This is a genomic window from Pseudomonas mandelii (assembly GCF_900106065.1).
Taxonomy (GTDB): domain Bacteria; phylum Pseudomonadota; class Gammaproteobacteria; order Pseudomonadales; family Pseudomonadaceae; genus Aquipseudomonas; species Aquipseudomonas mandelii.
The window spans coordinates 443,950-459,529 of sequence record NZ_LT629796.1; the positions used below are offsets into that span (position 1 = coordinate 443,950).

7 protein-coding genes and 1 pseudogene are annotated in these 15,580 nt (G+C 55.5%); 3 read left to right on the forward strand and 5 right to left on the reverse strand.

The features are described 5' to 3' along the window. Nucleotides 1-5: 5 nt before the first annotated feature. Both BLU63_RS33960 and BLU63_RS01980 read left to right on the forward strand, forming a co-directional pair. Nucleotides 6-92: pseudogene (locus BLU63_RS33960) on the forward strand (DUF6124 family protein); the annotation flags it as partial. 252 nt (nt 93-344) lie between these two features. Beyond that, complete coding sequence (locus BLU63_RS01980; protein WP_167362267.1) at nt 345-5,879, forward strand: Ig-like domain-containing protein; 5,535 nt, start codon at nt 345-347, stop codon at nt 5,877-5,879. A gap of 495 nt (nt 5,880-6,374) precedes the next feature. On the opposite strand, the gene BLU63_RS01985 is transcribed toward BLU63_RS01980, so the two are convergent. The 5 genes from BLU63_RS01985 to BLU63_RS02000 all read right to left on the reverse strand — a co-directional run bounded on the left by BLU63_RS01985 (nt 6,375) and on the right by BLU63_RS02000 (nt 14,309). Beyond that, complete coding sequence (locus tag BLU63_RS01985; protein ID WP_083374769.1) at nt 6,375-8,672, reverse strand: autotransporter outer membrane beta-barrel domain-containing protein; 2,298 nt, start codon at nt 8,670-8,672, stop codon at nt 6,375-6,377. Between the two features lie 188 nt (nt 8,673-8,860). Further along, entirely contained in the window at nt 8,861-10,327 is a 1,467-nt protein-coding gene (locus BLU63_RS01990) for a hypothetical protein (protein ID WP_186543577.1), read from the reverse strand. Nucleotides 10,328-10,434: 107 nt separating this feature from the next. Further along, nucleotides 10,435-11,736 carry an ISL3-like element IS1411 family transposase gene (locus BLU63_RS01995; protein ID WP_011920678.1) on the reverse strand — a complete coding sequence of 434 codons (1,302 nt, stop codon included), beginning with the start codon at nt 11,734-11,736 and terminating at the stop codon, nt 10,435-10,437. 81 nt (nt 11,737-11,817) lie between these two features. Beyond that, a complete protein-coding gene (locus BLU63_RS32655) occupies nt 11,818-12,213 on the reverse strand; it encodes a hypothetical protein (RefSeq protein WP_186543571.1) in 396 nt (131 codons plus the stop codon). A 146-nt stretch (nt 12,214-12,359) separates the two neighbouring features. Further along, nucleotides 12,360-14,309: a hypothetical protein gene (locus BLU63_RS02000; RefSeq protein WP_083374770.1), complete on the reverse strand. Its 1,950-nt coding sequence runs from the start codon at nt 14,307-14,309 to the stop codon at nt 12,360-12,362. 557 nt (nt 14,310-14,866) lie between these two features. Between BLU63_RS02000 and BLU63_RS02005 the strand changes: the two genes are divergently transcribed. Further along, nucleotides 14,867-15,226, forward strand: a complete 360-nt coding sequence (locus BLU63_RS02005) for a DUF6124 family protein (protein WP_010461993.1) — start codon at nt 14,867-14,869, stop codon at nt 15,224-15,226. Nucleotides 15,227-15,580: the final 354 nt, after the last annotated feature.

Sequence of the window (15,580 nt, forward strand, 5' to 3'; positions counted from 1 at the left end):
CTACGCATCGCAACACTGAACTGGGGATTGAGCCAGTGGTGATGCTGGGCGAGCTGTCGGTGAATCGGATGCTGGATAACCTTGATCCGAAGTCATCACTGGTCAGTCATACCGTGTCATCGTTCTTCGCGAGCAGGCCCGCTCCCACATTGGGTCTGGGTCGATCACGGAGGTGCATGGAACAAGAAACGGCCTACCCAGGCCGTTTTTTTTCGCCTACCGTTTGTCTAAAACCCCCGCCCACCTGTTAGTTCTGACAGTAGTCAGCGCGCCTTTCATCGTGCCCAATCTACCCGTCAATGTCCCCTCCCCCACAGTGGCGTACCTTCGCCAAGGAGTTTTTGATGGCCGCTTCTGGTCTATTCCTGTTTCGCCCTTCAGGGTCGGTCGTCGCCCCGCTGCAGCACCGGCCATTGATGATTGCCGGCGCGGTCGAGCCGATTGTCGACGGTGACGCGGGTATCAACATCAGTGTGGTGGAGAGCCATCCGGAGGGGGTGTTGTGCGCTATCAATAAATACAGCCCTCCAGTGCTGGCGGGCGATCAGATTGATGTGTATTGGGACGGTGACAAGATCTTCCACAAGGAACTCCAGCCAGAAGAAGTCGACGGTGATTTCCTGTTCTTTTTCCTGCCCGTCGCCCCCATGGTTCCCGGTTGGGTGGAAACGGTTTACTACGTGCTCACGCGCAAGGACGAAACAGTGCCGGACGACCCGTCAGCTGGGTTGCGGGTGCTGGTGAAGCTCGACAGGCCGGGGGGGCGCGACAAGGAACCTCATCTGCCAGGCCATTCCGAACTGCATCAACCTCAACTCCCCCAAGACGTCATTGACAATGGTATCGATGCGGAGTGGGCCGCCAGCGGTGTCCCTGTCACGATCCCCTTCTACCTTGGAATTTTCCCTTACGACGTGGTGAATCTGCACTGGGGCAGCGTTCGAATCCCTCATACCGTCACCCCCGATCAGGCCAATCGCGAAACCCCCATCATCATCACGGTGGATCAGGACGCCATTCTCGCCGGCGGTGACAGCGCGGCGTTGCCGGTTCGCTACTTTCCGCACGACCCGGTGTGGAACTGGGCCGAGAAGCACTCCATAAGCACGACGGTTCTGGTCGATGCCGGTGCCTGGCGCCTGGAATCACCGATCATCAATGAAGCCGTGAACGGGATCATCACCCTCAAGGATCTGAACAACGAAGACGTCACCGTTCTGGTCAAGATTGCTGGCGACGATTTTGCGATCGGCGATACGGTGAAGCTGACCTGGATCGGCACGCCTGCTGTCGGCAAACCGTTGATCCATACGCAATCGCGAACCGTGGACAACATCCCGCACCACCTCGAATTCAAGGTGCCCTACGCCGAGGTCCGCGCAATCGCCATGGGGTCGGCCGACGCCTCGTATGTGTTGACCAAACTGGATAACTCGCCGCCCCTGTCGTCCAAGCGCGCTTTCGCGGATGTCGTTGGGGATGTGGCAATCATCCCGGCGCCCATCGTTGAGCAAGCGGTGGGCGGCACGCTTGAACCCGACAACGAATATGCAACGGTGCGTGTCAGCTATCCCGGCATGGCCAGCGGCGATTCCCTCAACCTGATCTGGCTGGGCACCCAAGCCAACGGTCAGTCGTATTTGCACGAAGAGCCACACACTGTCAGCGCCGGAGAGGCCGCCGACAAGCTAGTGACCTTCCACATCGACAGTCAGCACATTGTCGTGTTGGACAAGGGTTCGCTGGACCTGTCCTACCGCATCACCAACGACGCCGTAGCGCTGTTTGGCATCAGTGAGTCGGAACGCTTGCTGCTCAAGGTCGAACAATTGCGCACCACACTGCCGGTGCCCGTGGTGCTGGAAGCCGACCCACCGGATGTGCTCGACCCCTCGAAGGTTTTCCATAACGTGAATGTCAGGGTCAACTACCTCGGCACGCTCCCGGGCGACATTCTGACCTGTCACTGGAGCGGCAACGGTCCTTTTGGCAGCACAACCAACTGGGTGCCGATCACCACCGTGACCGCCGGAAAACCCGTGACGTTCAGAGTGGCGGAGGAGTTCGTCGCGGCCAACATCGGCAAGTACGTCAAGGTACGTTACACGGTGAAGCATGCGGCTACGGGGTTGTGGAGTTATTCGATTACGTTGAATTTGCTGGTCGCAGCATGGATTGCACCGACACTGGACACAGTCACCGACTCCAAAGGCCCGGTCCCCCAGGGCGGCATCACCTTTGACCGATCAGTAACCGTCACTGGCACGGCCAGCCCCAATCAGAAAGTGCGCTTGCTCGATGGCACCACCGCGCTGGGTGAACCCACCGCCAATGGTTCGGGAACCTGGACTCAGGTGGTAAGTGCATTGACCGTCAAGGCTTACAGCCTCAAGGCACTGGCGCTGTATGGCGAGGGCGAAGCATCCACCCCGTTGCGCACGTTTACCGTGGCGGTGGCGGTCAAGCCAACCATTGACTCGGTCACCGATTCCAAAGGCCCGGTCGCCCAGGGCGGCATCACCTTTGACCGATCAGTAACCGTCACTGGCAAGGCCAGTCCCAATCAGAAAGTCCGCTTGCTCGATGGCACTACTTCACTGGGGGAACCTACCGCCAATGGCAGCGGCACCTGGACTCAGGTGGTAAGTGCATTGACCGTCAAGGCTTACAGCCTCAAGGCACTGGCGCTGTATGGCGAGGGCGAAGCATCCACCCCGTTGCGCACGTTTACCGTGGCGGTGGCGGTCAAGCCAACCATTGACTCGGTCACCGATTCCAAAGGCCCGGTCCCCCAGGGCGGCATCACCTTTGACCGGTCGGTGACCGTCACTGGCAAGGCCAGTCCCAATCAGAAAGTCCGCTTGCTCGATGGCACCACTTCACTGGGGGAACCTACCGCCAATGGCAGCGGCATCTGGACTCAGGTGGTAAGTGCATTGACCGTCAAGGCTTACAGCCTCAAGGCGCTGGCGCTGTATGGCGAAGGCGAAGAGTCCGCTCCACCGTTCACGTTTACCGTGACGGCGGCGCTCAAACCGGCCATTGACTCGGTCACCGATTCCAAAGGCCCGGTCGCCCAGGGTGGCATCACCTTCGACCGGTCGGTGACCGTCACTGGCAAGGCCAGTCCCAACCAGAAAGTCCGCTTGCTTGATGGCACCACGTCACTGGGGGAACCTACCGCCAATGGCAGCGGCATCTGGACTCAGGTGGTAAGTGCATTGACCGTCAAGGCTTACAGCCTCAAGGCGCTGGCGCTGTATGGCGAAGGCGAAGAGTCCGCTCCACCGTTCACGTTTACCGTGACGGCGGCGCTCAAACCGGCCATTGACTCGGTCACCGATTCCAAAGGCCCGGTCGCCCAGGGTGGCATCACCTTCGACCGGTCGGTGACCGTCACTGGCAAGGCCAGTCCCAACCAGAAAGTGCGCTTGCTCGATGGCACTACTTCACTGGGGGAACCTACCGCCAATGGCAGCGGCATATGGACTCAGGTGGTAAGTGCATTGACCGTCAAGGCTTACAGCCTCAAGGCTTTGGCGCTGTATGGCGAAGGCGAAGAGTCCGCTCCACCGTTCACGTTTACCGTGGCGGCGGCGCTCAAACCGGCCATTGACTCGGTCACCGATTCCAAAGGTCCGGTCGCCCAGGGCGGCATCACCTTTGACCGGTCGGTGACCGTCACTGGCAAGGCCAGTCCCAACCAGAAAGTCCGCTTGCTCGATGGCACTACTTCACTGGGGGAACCTACCGCCAATGGCAGCGGCATCTGGACTCAGGTGGTAAGTGCATTGACCGTCAAGGCTTACAGCCTCAAGGCGCTGGCGCTGTATGGCGAAGGCGAAGAGTCCGCTCCACCATTCACGTTTACCGTGGCGGTGGCGGTCACACCGGCCATTGACTCGGTCACCGACTCCAAAGGCCCGGTCGCCCAGGGTGGCATCACCTTTGACCGATCAGTAACCGTCACTGGCAAGGCCAGCCCCAATCAGAAAGTCCGCTTGCTCAATGGCACCACTTCACTGGGGGAACCTACCGCCAATGGTTCGGGCATCTGGACTCAGGTGGTAAGTGCATTGACCGTCAAGGCTTACAGCCTCAAGGCGCTGGCGCTGTATGGCGAGGGCGAAGAGTCCACCCCGTTGCGCACGTTTACCGTGGCGGTGGCGGTCAAGCCAACCATTGACTCGGTCACCGATTCCAAAGGCCCGGTCGCCCAGGGTGGCATCACCTTTGACCGATCAGTAACCGTCACTGGCAAGGCCAGCCCAAATCAGAAAGTCCGCTTGCTTGATGGCACCACTTCACTGGGGGAGCCTACCACCAATGGTTCGGGCATCTGGACTCAGGTCGTGAATGCAATGACCGTCAAGGCTTACAGCCTCAAGGCTTTGGCGCTGTATGGCGAAGGCGAAGAGTCCGCTCCACCGTTCACGTTTACCGTGGCGGCGGCGCTCAAACCGGCCATTGACTCGGTCACCGATTCCAAAGGCCCGGTCGCCCAGGGTGGCATCACCTTCGACCGGTCGGTGACCGTCACTGGCAAGGCCAGCCCCAACCAGAAAGTCCGCTTGCTCGATGGCACCACCGCGCTGGGTGAACCCACCGCCAATGGTTCGGGCATCTGGACTCAGGTGGTAAGTGCATTGACCGTCAAGGCTTACAGCCTCAAGGCGCTGGCGCTGTATGGCGAAGGCGAAGAGTCCACCCCGTTGCGCACGTTTACCGTGGCGGTGGCGGTCAAGCCAACCATTGACTCGGTCACCGATTCCAAAGGCCCGGTCGCCCAGGGTGGCATCACCTTTGACCGATCAGTAACCGTCACTGGCAAGGCCAGCCCAAATCAGAAAGTCCGCTTGCTTGATGGCACCACTTCACTGGGGGAGCCTACCACCAATGGTTCGGGCATCTGGACTCAGGTGGTAAGTGCATTGACCGTCAAGGCTTACAGCCTCAAGGCGCTGGCGCTGTATGGCGAAGGCGAAGAGTCCGCTCCACCGTTCACGTTTACCGTGGCGGTGGAGGTCAAACCGACCATTGATTCAGTCAAAGGCTCGCCAAGCGGGGTCGAAATTCCCAATGGCGGTACAACATTGGAGACCAGTGTGTCGCTGACCGGCACGGCCAGCAAAGGTCAGAAGGTCCAGGTACTCGACGGCACCATATCGAAGGGGGAGCCCACCGCCAGTACAACGACGGGAATCTGGTACTTGCTGGTGACAGGGTTGAGTGTGGCGTCTCACAGCTTCACCGCTAAAGCGTTGTATGGCAGTGGACAGTCCTCCACGCCAGCGCGTAGCCTCACAGTAGCAACACCATTAACAATTAATACTAGTCAGATGAACCTAAATGGGCTCTCAGTAAAAATCCCAAATTGGCCGAAAACTGGACAAGATTCTATTGGCAATACTGATGTTCGCCTGGCTCAAGGTGGAAAGACTCCCTATTATTATTATTCAAGTAATGAGGCCGTTGCCTCCGTGACACAAACGGGCAAAGTCACTGGCAACAGTATCGGCAATGCCACAATTTTCGTTCGAGACGCATCGCTTCAATTGGTAAGTTATCCAATATCAGTGAGAAACATATATCAACTGCGATCTAATGATTCATATTTAACGCACGCTCAGGCCGTTTCCTGGATGAGCTCCTTCGGCAATGCATTGCCGGCTGGCCAAGCCCTCAATGACATGCAACGAGTGTATGGCCAAAAATTACCTACCGCCCGAAATTATTGGCTTTGTGAAGTGGGTGGATGCCTTCCGGTTCAGGGTTATCAAACATACGCTTTCTACAATATAGATCATATGGATCAACGTTGCGCATCCGACGTCGACCAACGCTGGCGATTCGGGGCATGGTGTATTCAACCTTTATAGTCTTATAAACCTGACGAGTACAAAAGCGCACCTCATTAACTTCTTCCATCATGGGAGAGCGAATAAGGTTTTGAATGTGATAAGCGAAGGGGAAATATTTATTTCCACAATCGTGATTAAAGACTAGTTAAAGCGCCGAATCTATTTACGCGCCTTCACCTGCATGACTGATGTGAACTTAACCAGGATCAGGCGCGACTGGTCCTGATGAACGCTGTGTCGGGTCACCGCCGTTTCCGGAGTCACCACTCGACTCGAACCATCGGGCGGCGCTTCTCGGGGTGTGGCATGACAAGGTGCGCAGTTACGATGGAAGCTGGTGCGGGGCGGGCAGTCGATTACCCTGGCGCTACCGTTGTTGCTGAAGGTGAAGCGGATTGAGGATGGAGATTCGTGGTTGCCGAGACAGGTGATTGCCGGTCAGACGGGTCAATAAAAAACGCCGCTTACCCAATAGGAGAAGCGGCGTTTCAGTCTTGCAAGACTACTATTCCCTTACCAGTTAACCCTCACCCCAAAGTTAACCCCCCACGGTTTCTCAATGTGCTCGCCCTTTTCATAATCAAAATCAACGTGCGCCTGCATCCCCTCGGAGAAAGCCACTGCCAACCCCGCCCCGAAATCGGTACGGTAGCCCGACAGGTCGTTGTTAAACACATTGTTGTTCACTTGCACTTTGTTATTTTTGGCGAACTCGTAACCCGCCGCGGCACTGATATAAGGCTGTACCACCTTGCCGTTGCCGAAGTCGAAATTGCGCCCGAAGGTGCTGCCGACCTTGCCCAGCATCGAGCGGGCCCGATCACCGTTGGCGTCCATGCCGTTGTCCAGGTTGTAATGCTTGCCCTGGATCACGACAGACGAGAATCGGGTAAACGGTTCGATGAAGTAGCCATCGCCGAACTTGATGTGTCGGCCGAATTCGGCCCAGCCGCCGAGGCCGGAGTTGTCGTAGTCGCCTTTGGCACGGGAACCGTCGCTCAGGCCGACTTTTGACTCGTTGCGGAAGTGGTTGAACTTGAGCGCGGCATCGAAGTAGTAACCGGAATCGGCATCGAGCCAAGTTGCGTAAGGCCCGACGTAGTAGCTGTCGACGGTGCCGGAAGTGCCGTAATCAAGATTCAGCCTGGAATTGCTGTACCCCGCCATCACCCCCATAAACCATTGGCTCTCACCCAGTCTCGCATCAGCGCCCAGGGAAAAACCTTGCTGGGTTTGCTGATAAGCCACACCCGAGCCGTCAGCCACATTGTATTGGCTGCCGTAAGTACGCACCCAGGCACCCGACTTGCCGCCGTTGAATCGAAGCTCACCCATGCGACTGCGTAGGGATGCGTCTTCGCCGGTGGCCACAGTGATCGCTGTATTGAACAGGGCCAATACCGAACGCGCGCCCGGGCTGACGGTTTCGGTAGCAGGGTCCAGATACCAGTCGGTAGCCCCGCTTTCGTCCATCGTGCTTTTCAGCGAATAGGACCAGGTTCCCAGGTCCGCCCTGCCACTGATCAGCGAGAATTGCGCATCACCCGCCGCCGTATGCACGAGGTTCAATTGCCCGGGAGACACGGCATCCAGCCCAGAGGCCGCAACCAACAGACCGAACTGCCCAGTGGCCACACCGGTCACGTTCAGGAAATCGTGATGGCCGGTGGCAAAGTTGCCTTTCATCGCAAATACATTGGCGCCGGTGCCTGAGGCCGCAAGTGTTCCGACGTTCAACTGGTAGAACGTGTCCGGGGCATCGGGCGAACCGAAGCTGACTGTACCGCCATTCATGGCCAATGCGCCGACGGTGTCGTTGCGGGTCAGGGTCCAGTTGGAGCCGCTGTTGATGGTCACACCGTCGACCTTATCCAGGCTGCCGGTGAACCGTGAATTGTTTTGCAGGTTGACCGTGGCCGAGGAGGCGTCATCGACGAGCACGACATCACCGGTGAAATGGCCCTGATCGAAGGTGAGGTTCGCTACGCTGCTGCCATCTATATTCACGTTGCCTTGAAGCGCACTGTTGGCGACGGTCATGGCGGCGGTAGAGGCGCCTTGCACATCAAGCAGGATGTTGTTGCCGGCAAGCAGACTGGCACCGTTCGAGAGACGGATAGTGGCATTTGTGCCTCTCTCGACCAGAACCGCGGAGCCGTTGACACCCTGTACGATGGCATTATCCAGTGTAAGGGCACGAGCACCTACATTGGCGGAATCGTTGACCATCCGCACACCTGTCGCCTGCCCGGTGATATGCGTCCCGGCAGAGGCATCCACTTCACCGCCCAGAATGTTCACACCAATGCCGTCGCCTGCCGCGCCGGTGACTTGCGTATTGATCAACGACAATTTGCTCAGCCCCGTGACCTGGGCACCAGCTACTTCACCCTCGATCTGGCTATTGGAAACGGTCACGTCCGATCCGCCGGCCGCGACACTGGAACGGTTTACGGCCAGCCCGATGTCTTCGCTGGTCACATTGGCCCGATCGATAGTGCCTCGACTGCTGGTGACTACAACGCCTTCAGCGCCGCTACTGCCGACAATGCTCGCGCCGTTGATATTCAACGTTGAGCCAGATTGCACAGTGATCGATCGGGTACTGGCGCCATTGACGTTCAACACGCCATTGTTACGCACCAGATAGTCGATCGACGTTGTCGATGAGTCGATATCCAGTGTCGTTCCGTCGACGATGGTTGCCGCCTGTGCACCCGTGCCGGACAAAGAAAAGACCGGCATGAACACCAGTACGCCCAGCGCGCGTTTTCGAATAACCCTGACGGGGAGCTCGCCAAATACTTTCATAATTTATCCACCTCCAACTCATAATAAAAAGTGCGCAAATACATTTGCGTGAAAAAATTGAGCGCGGAAGGTAAAGGAACGCCCCCTAAAAAAATGTAGGAAATATCCGAAATCACATAGCGAATATTTCCATAACTTCCCTCACTAAAAAAAACCGGAAGGTTTTTACACCTTCCGGGCTTTTTCACTTAAATCGGACAAGGCGTTCCAGTCCCCCCTACCATATGCACTCTAACGAAGTGACTGGAAGTTACGTCCCGCCCATCGATCTTGACGACGTAACTGATTTCCCCCCATGCGCTCTGTGTTGCAAGAAGCTCCTGGTAGCGGACTTTTATAATAAAACCGTCGTCAACCTCCTGATCGCTCGGAGAATAGTTAAATTCGTACTTGGTACCCGGCTTTACTGTAGTCCCCGCAGAATCGCTATACCCTTGATAAGTACAGGCCAATGTTTTCCCCTTCAATTCCGGCTCTCCACCTGCGACCAGTGCTTCAGCACATTTGCCAAGCACTGCATCGGCTCGCAAAGATTGGCAATTGAGTAGAGTCAAATCTGGATCCATATGTTGAAACCTTACTTCGGGCGCAACACCCGGACGAATATAAACATCAACGTCCTGAGGCAACGAAAACTCCTCATTTTCGTTAAGGTCCGGATTGGTTAGTTTGTAACTTACCGGAAGCGGATTGCCATTTCCTCCTTCATCCACAACTTCCCACTCAACAGTCCATTCCAAATCATCCGTTTCCGTTCCATCCAGTTCAATGACGCCCCCCTGTGCTGCTGTCACCTCAACACCCTTCCAGATCAGTGTCGCAACGTCTCCGTCCTTGACGCCATCAAAAACCTGCGCAGTGACTGAAACCGTCTGATCTTTGTCGTCTTCTGTCAGTACATTCGGGCCATTACCTCCTTGTCCTTGAACAGTCACCAGATCAAGGTCCGGATTGGGATTCTCCTCCCCTTCACCGGGCCCCGGTCTGCGGAGGTCGACAACAATATTTTTTGTAAGTGGCGTTAATGGGTGACGAACCGTGCCGCGCTTTATCTGATAACTGGTTGTTATTGTTTTTTCGCCAAGGCTATCTTTAGCCAGCGCGCTATAGGGAACATTCACGTAGAAGGGAAAGCCGTTGATCCGCTGTGCGGGCAATAGAATGCCATCTACCGTCACTTCGATCTCATCACGATCCGCGATGTAATTATCGTACTCGGCCAATATCCCGATGCCCAAAGGCATCCGCGCATCGGCCAGATCCACCAGTTTAGGTAGCGTATCATCATCAAACAGCGGAATGTTGGGTGGCAATAATCCCTCTGGCGGATCCGTCAGTGATACGTTCGTTTTCTTGTACGCTGAGGGGAGACTCTTATTACCTTTCCGATCCATCAACGTATACCAGAGTTCTTTTTCACCCTCTTCGGTGCCAACCTGGGCAGCAGTCAAGTTGAAAGTAACCGGCACGGCGGTATCTGTAACAGTCACATTCCCTATCGAAATAGCTCCTGGCAAAGATATGCCAAAGAAAGCTTCGATTACATCCCCGATTTTTTTTGTGGCGTATTGAGGGACGGTAACAAGAACAAAACCGTTGGCATCCAGGTAAGGTTTGGTAATGCCGTCTCGCTCAACTTCTGCAGGAAGGGTCACCTCACCGTTCGGCAAGGGAGCCTGCGTATCGATATTAATTACCTCGTGCGCAACTTCATCAGGATTGCCACCATGACTCAGTATATAACTTAACTGGCTCTTCGCATTTAAGGGTGTAGCTGATTTCTAAACCCTCCTGACTTCAGCAAGCACCTGGCTATGTAATTGGTTAAATTTCTAAAGCCCAAGGCGGTACCTCGTAAGTGCTCAAGTCGCCCGTTGATAGCTTCTGTTGGACCGTTGCTGGTTCCTGGCCGGTCGAAGTAGGCAAGGATGCTCTCAGCGTATTTTTTCAGCGTTTCCCCCAAGCCTTTCACCTCGATGAGCGCTTTGGGCAAGTCGCTGGCTGTAATGATATTTATGACCTCTTCCATGAGTTTTTTACCACGTTTTCGATCCGGCTCGTTGTAGGCGCTGACCACCCGTTGGTACATGCTCCAGGTGCAATCCACTTCGAGGTGGTGCTCATCTGCAAACAGCTGGAACAGTTGCTTTTTGTTGGCGTCAGACAGGTAGCTGATCCGAGTCAGTAGCGTTCGACGGCTTTTGTAGAGCGGGTCATTTTTACGCCCTCTGCGGCCCAGGATGTCGTGTTGCACACGCCGGCGGCATTCATCCAGCATGTTGCTTGCCCAGCGCACGACATGGAAAGGATCCAGCACGGTTTGGGCTTGAGGCAGGGCTTCTTGCGCTGCAGATTTAAACCCCGTAAAACCGTCCATGGCAATGCTTTCGATCTGGTCACGCCACGATTTGGGGCGACTCTGTAGCCATTGCTTAAAGGCTTGTTTGGAGCGGCCTTCCAGCACATCGAGCAAGCGGGCCGGCCCGTTTTTGTTACGCACGGGCGTAAGGTCAACCACGATGGTGACGTACTTGTCACCACAGCGTGTATGTCGCCAAACATGCTCATCCACGCCCAGCACGGTCACACCGTCAAAACGTGTCGAGTCATTAAAAAGCAGGCGCCGTCCTTCGTTGATAATGGCATTATTAGCGGTGTGCCATGCAACATCAAGCTGGCTCGCAACACGAGATACCGACAGATGATCCAGCACGATGGCAGCTAATGCCCAGCGTATCGCCCCATATGAAAGCTTTGAACGTGGAGGTGCTGCACTGTTTGTATCTTCATGCCAGAAACAGCCGCAAGCACAACGCCAGCGACGGATACGCAGCAGCAATCTGGTTGGTCGTTGTCCGTAAGGTGTGTGAGCAAGATGCCTATCGACAGTACCGCGTGAAACACCAGCAGCCCCGCACTTGGGGCATGGCTCGGGTGCTTTGGTTAAACGACATTCGATGACGGCGCGCTCTGCACAAAGATGTTGTCCAGTGGCAGTCAGGCCGAGGTTATTCAGTTGGCAAAAGCTGGAAAGATCAGGGCTAGAAAAGGTAAGATTGTTCACGTCGGGGGCTTAGTTTTTGTTGGTGTGAGAGCTTACATTTTCTAAGATCCTCGACTCCTTTTCCAGCCGGTCAGATTTTTTCTACACCCTTAAATGCGAAGAGCCACTTAACTCATGCGATCCCGATGCATTAGTGAGACCTGCTGGCAACAGCAATTCAAACTCAGTGATGGCGGGATCAATTGGAGTCGTATAATTATATCGGGTACCAACACGACTGCCATTCCAGGTCAAGTTCAAAAACCCTGGTATAGCGTTTTCATCGCCCGCCTGAGCAAATCGGGGGATCAGCACTTTTAGCTGTGCGCCTTGAAGACTGGAATGCAACTGATTTGGCAAATCGTCCGCGGTATCGGGCAACAGGGGATTATCAGCGTGCAGGTAGGGGGGCGCTGCGTCCTCTGTAGGCATACTCTGCCGAACGACAAGATAACGCGCGCGATTCTGTGCGGGATCCAATGGTTTTAAACTGGTCATCTGTATCTTCCTTTCAATTGCTTGATTATCTGACAAAGGACACTACCAGCCCCCGTCAGGACACTTGGAAACTGACCACCCACGCGCGGACTTTAATTCTGATAATCCGACTTAAACAGCGGACAGTATTGCGCTCTTTTAATCGATCAATGTTTAGGCACGTCACTCACGAATGATTCTTCGCAAATATCATTATTCGGCCCGCACAATTGACCACTGGGCATCGTTCTATTGATAATCACAAACTCAGACTTCGACTCACCTTGTCCGCCGTTGCTCTTTCTCAAAAAATATCGGCAAAGTGCTGATCCGCGATCAACCATCGGCGCAACTAACCTTTCATAGTCTGTCACCGATATATCAAAACCATTGCGTGCCTGCTCAAGACTGAGTGTTGTTTCAAATGACTCAGTGACCCCCGGGATGGGGGATGTGCCATTGGGGCCGTAACACCCTTGCCAATGAAGCTCGACAATATCGTCTTTGTCGAACGCGTCGTTACCCTCGATATGCACCCGCACCTGCTCCCACAATCGAGGTCTGGCACAGCAATCAAGCAGGCCTTTTAGCCCGCCATCAGGGAACGTCGGCTCCGGCAAATTCCTGATGATGATGATTGCCACGTTTACCGGAGTCGCTCGGGCCAACTGCACGTTTACCTGGTTGTCGGTGGTGTACCACACCGGTAACGCCGGATTTTCCATGTCTTGCTCGATAGCCGTCCAAGGAATACTGAACTCAATATTTTGCCCGGCGCTGTCGCCATCCTTGACCTCGTACTCAGCGACTGGCGTGCTGATGGCGCCCCAGTACAGGAAGATCTTTTCTCCAGGCTGTGGATTGTCGTACAAGCGCAAGTACCCGTCGGCGGGCTGACCATGATCTATCGTCTGCAGCGTGTTCAGTTGTTTCGAAACAGCGCCATAGATCTCCAGATTCGCCAGCGTGAGGTTCAACATCGCGGGAGCGTCAGCGTGATCCGGACCGGCGACCGTCAAATTGACCGGCACCTGCGTTTCTGGAGCAGGCGGCGTCGGTGTCCCGCCACGACTGATGCGGTAGTCAACACGCGCATCCATCGGCCCGAGTCCGTCAGCCGTCAGTGTCGACCACGGTACAGTTTGGCTGAGCGGAAATTGGGTTGGGTCAACGTCCAGGGGGGCGAGAGCATGACTATTCCACCGGATCAGAACCTTGTCGGAGGCGTCCGGATTGTCATAGGCATCGATTTCGACGGTGACCGCTTTCTGATCGACCGCCCCTTCGCGAGCGTGTTCGCGGTCGATCAACCCTCGCACCGACAATGGCACCCGAGCTGGATCGAGATTGCCAGGGGCCGGCGTCAAGTCGACAAAAACCGGTAACAGGGTCGAGCGTGGCCCACGGTTGCCGGCCCAATCACGTAGCCGGTAATAAAAGTAGCGTTGACCGTGCCCACGACCACGAATATCCGCCGCGTACACGGTAATGATGAGACGACGCTGGTCAATGTCCTGTTGACTGAACTCCTGCTCACGAATGTCAGGTTCGGTATCCAGAGGATTGGGGTTGTCCGTCAAATAATAGATTGCGCGATCCCGGGCCTTTAAATCGACATAGAGCGGGACTTGTAATCTGACCTCTCCAAATCGTGTGAGGTAGTCATCGGTGATATCGCCGGGAACATCCAGCATCACCAGCGGCTTTGGCTCCTGACCATCATCCGGCGGCACTCTATCGACCGTGACGCGCTTGGAGAAGGACAGTTCTGCGTTCCCGCCGTAACTGAGTTGGTACGACAGGGAATAAATACCGTGATCCAGCTTGTCCCGAGGGACTTTCAAGGTCTTCTCCCCTGGGTCGGTGAACTCCTCCCTGTACACTTCGGTGAACGAACTGCCTTCCTTTACCCAACTGATAGAGATGATGTAGGGAAACGGATCGACGAGTGCCGTTCTCCAGTTCGGAACGATGACGACCAGGTCATCACTCACTGCACTTCTCGGCAACAGCCCCTCCGGACTCTCTTCGCCGTTCTCGTCCTTGAGGATGGCAGGCACCCTCGGTTGTTCCAGGGTTGGATCCGTTGGATCAGCCCGGTTTTGAGAAATCGGCATTGCTGACTTCCTCTCAAGACTTTGTCGACGTTCTCTCACGCTCAGTACGTATTCAGCGTGTCAGGTATTTGTTGCTCTGAAGTGATTTAACGGCACTGCGTACAGACTGGCTACTGTCAGAAATAACAGGTTTTGCTACCGTTCGTCGGCGATTGACACCTCGTAGGGGGGGCGCCGCTATTTATTTGGAGGAGGAAATAAACGGCGGTGTTTAAAAGACATTTCAAGACACTCACTCTGCCTACACATCCTTGCGTAGCTGCCTACGACTGCGCCAGAATCCGCCGGCTTGTGTGCCTTGGGCCGGGGCTCTATCGTTTCCCGGTCGCTGACAAATCAGCGATCGGGTTTAGCGACCCGAACCTATGTAGGCGCAACAGCGCTCCCAACTCTCTTGCAGATTGTTCATGCCTGCGATTGATGTAATGGCGGCTGTGCGCGGGAGACTTTCGGGTCTGCCGGGCGCCTACACCCGGTTCGCTAACCTGCGTGCAGCCGCCACCCTTACTTGTTTAGCGACAGGTCTTGGTGGCTCCATTTCTTGTAGGAGTTTCACCATGTTCAAGATCACACCCAACCCACCCGAAACCGACGACGTTTCCCCCTACGAATCCACCGATTCCAAAAAACTCAACGAAGCCGCCGACCGCGCCCTCGACTACTACCTCAAACCGGTCATCCCCGCAGACACTCCGCGTAAACCGAGCACCATCTATTCCATCGCTCCCGACACCAATGACGAAACGCTGCTGGTCAACGCCTGCGAAACCCTGGCGTCGGCGAGTGTGATGTTGAGTAATTTCGCGGGGTTGATGGAGGGTTCGCATCGCAATACGGTACTGGGGATTCAGCAGGTGGTGATGCTGGGGGAATTGGCGGTGAATCGGATGCTGGATAACTTCGTTCCGCAGGGTTAGCGAAAATCCTGGTGCGAACACTTTCCTGTGGCGAGGGAGCTTGCTCCCGCTCGGCTGCGCAGCAGTCGTAAAACCAGCGAAACGCTGTTTATCAGACACAATCGCGGTGAATGGTTTTGGGGCTGCTTCGCAAGCCAGCGGGAGCAAGTTCCCTCGCCACAACAGCGTGTCAGGCTGTGAGTTTTGTGGCGGTCTTTTGGGCCTCTTCGCGAGCAGCCTCGCTCCTACAGTTGATCCGGGTTGTTCGCCTGTTTTGTGTTCACTGAAGATCAAAGTGTCGGAGCGGGCTTGTTCCGGGCGGCGATCCGACGAAAGCGATCTCACAGACAACAAAAACCCGCCATTCCTTACCCA

What these genes read in the sequence shown, in the direction of transcription:
- BLU63_RS01980 (WP_167362267.1), top strand. Translation starts at nt 345, where the DNA reads ATGGCCGCTTCTGGTCTATTCCTGTTTCGCCCTTCAGGGTCGGTCGTC.
- BLU63_RS01985 (WP_083374769.1), bottom strand. Translation starts at nt 8,672, where the DNA reads ATGAAAGTATTTGGCGAGCTCCCCGTCAGGGTTATTCGAAAACGCGCG.
- BLU63_RS32655 (WP_186543571.1), bottom strand. Translation starts at nt 12,213, where the DNA reads ATGACCAGTTTAAAACCATTGGATCCCGCACAGAATCGCGCGCGTTAT.
- BLU63_RS02000 (WP_083374770.1), bottom strand. Translation starts at nt 14,309, where the DNA reads ATGCCGATTTCTCAAAACCGGGCTGATCCAACGGATCCAACCCTGGAA.
- BLU63_RS02005 (WP_010461993.1), top strand. Translation starts at nt 14,867, where the DNA reads ATGTTCAAGATCACACCCAACCCACCCGAAACCGACGACGTTTCCCCC.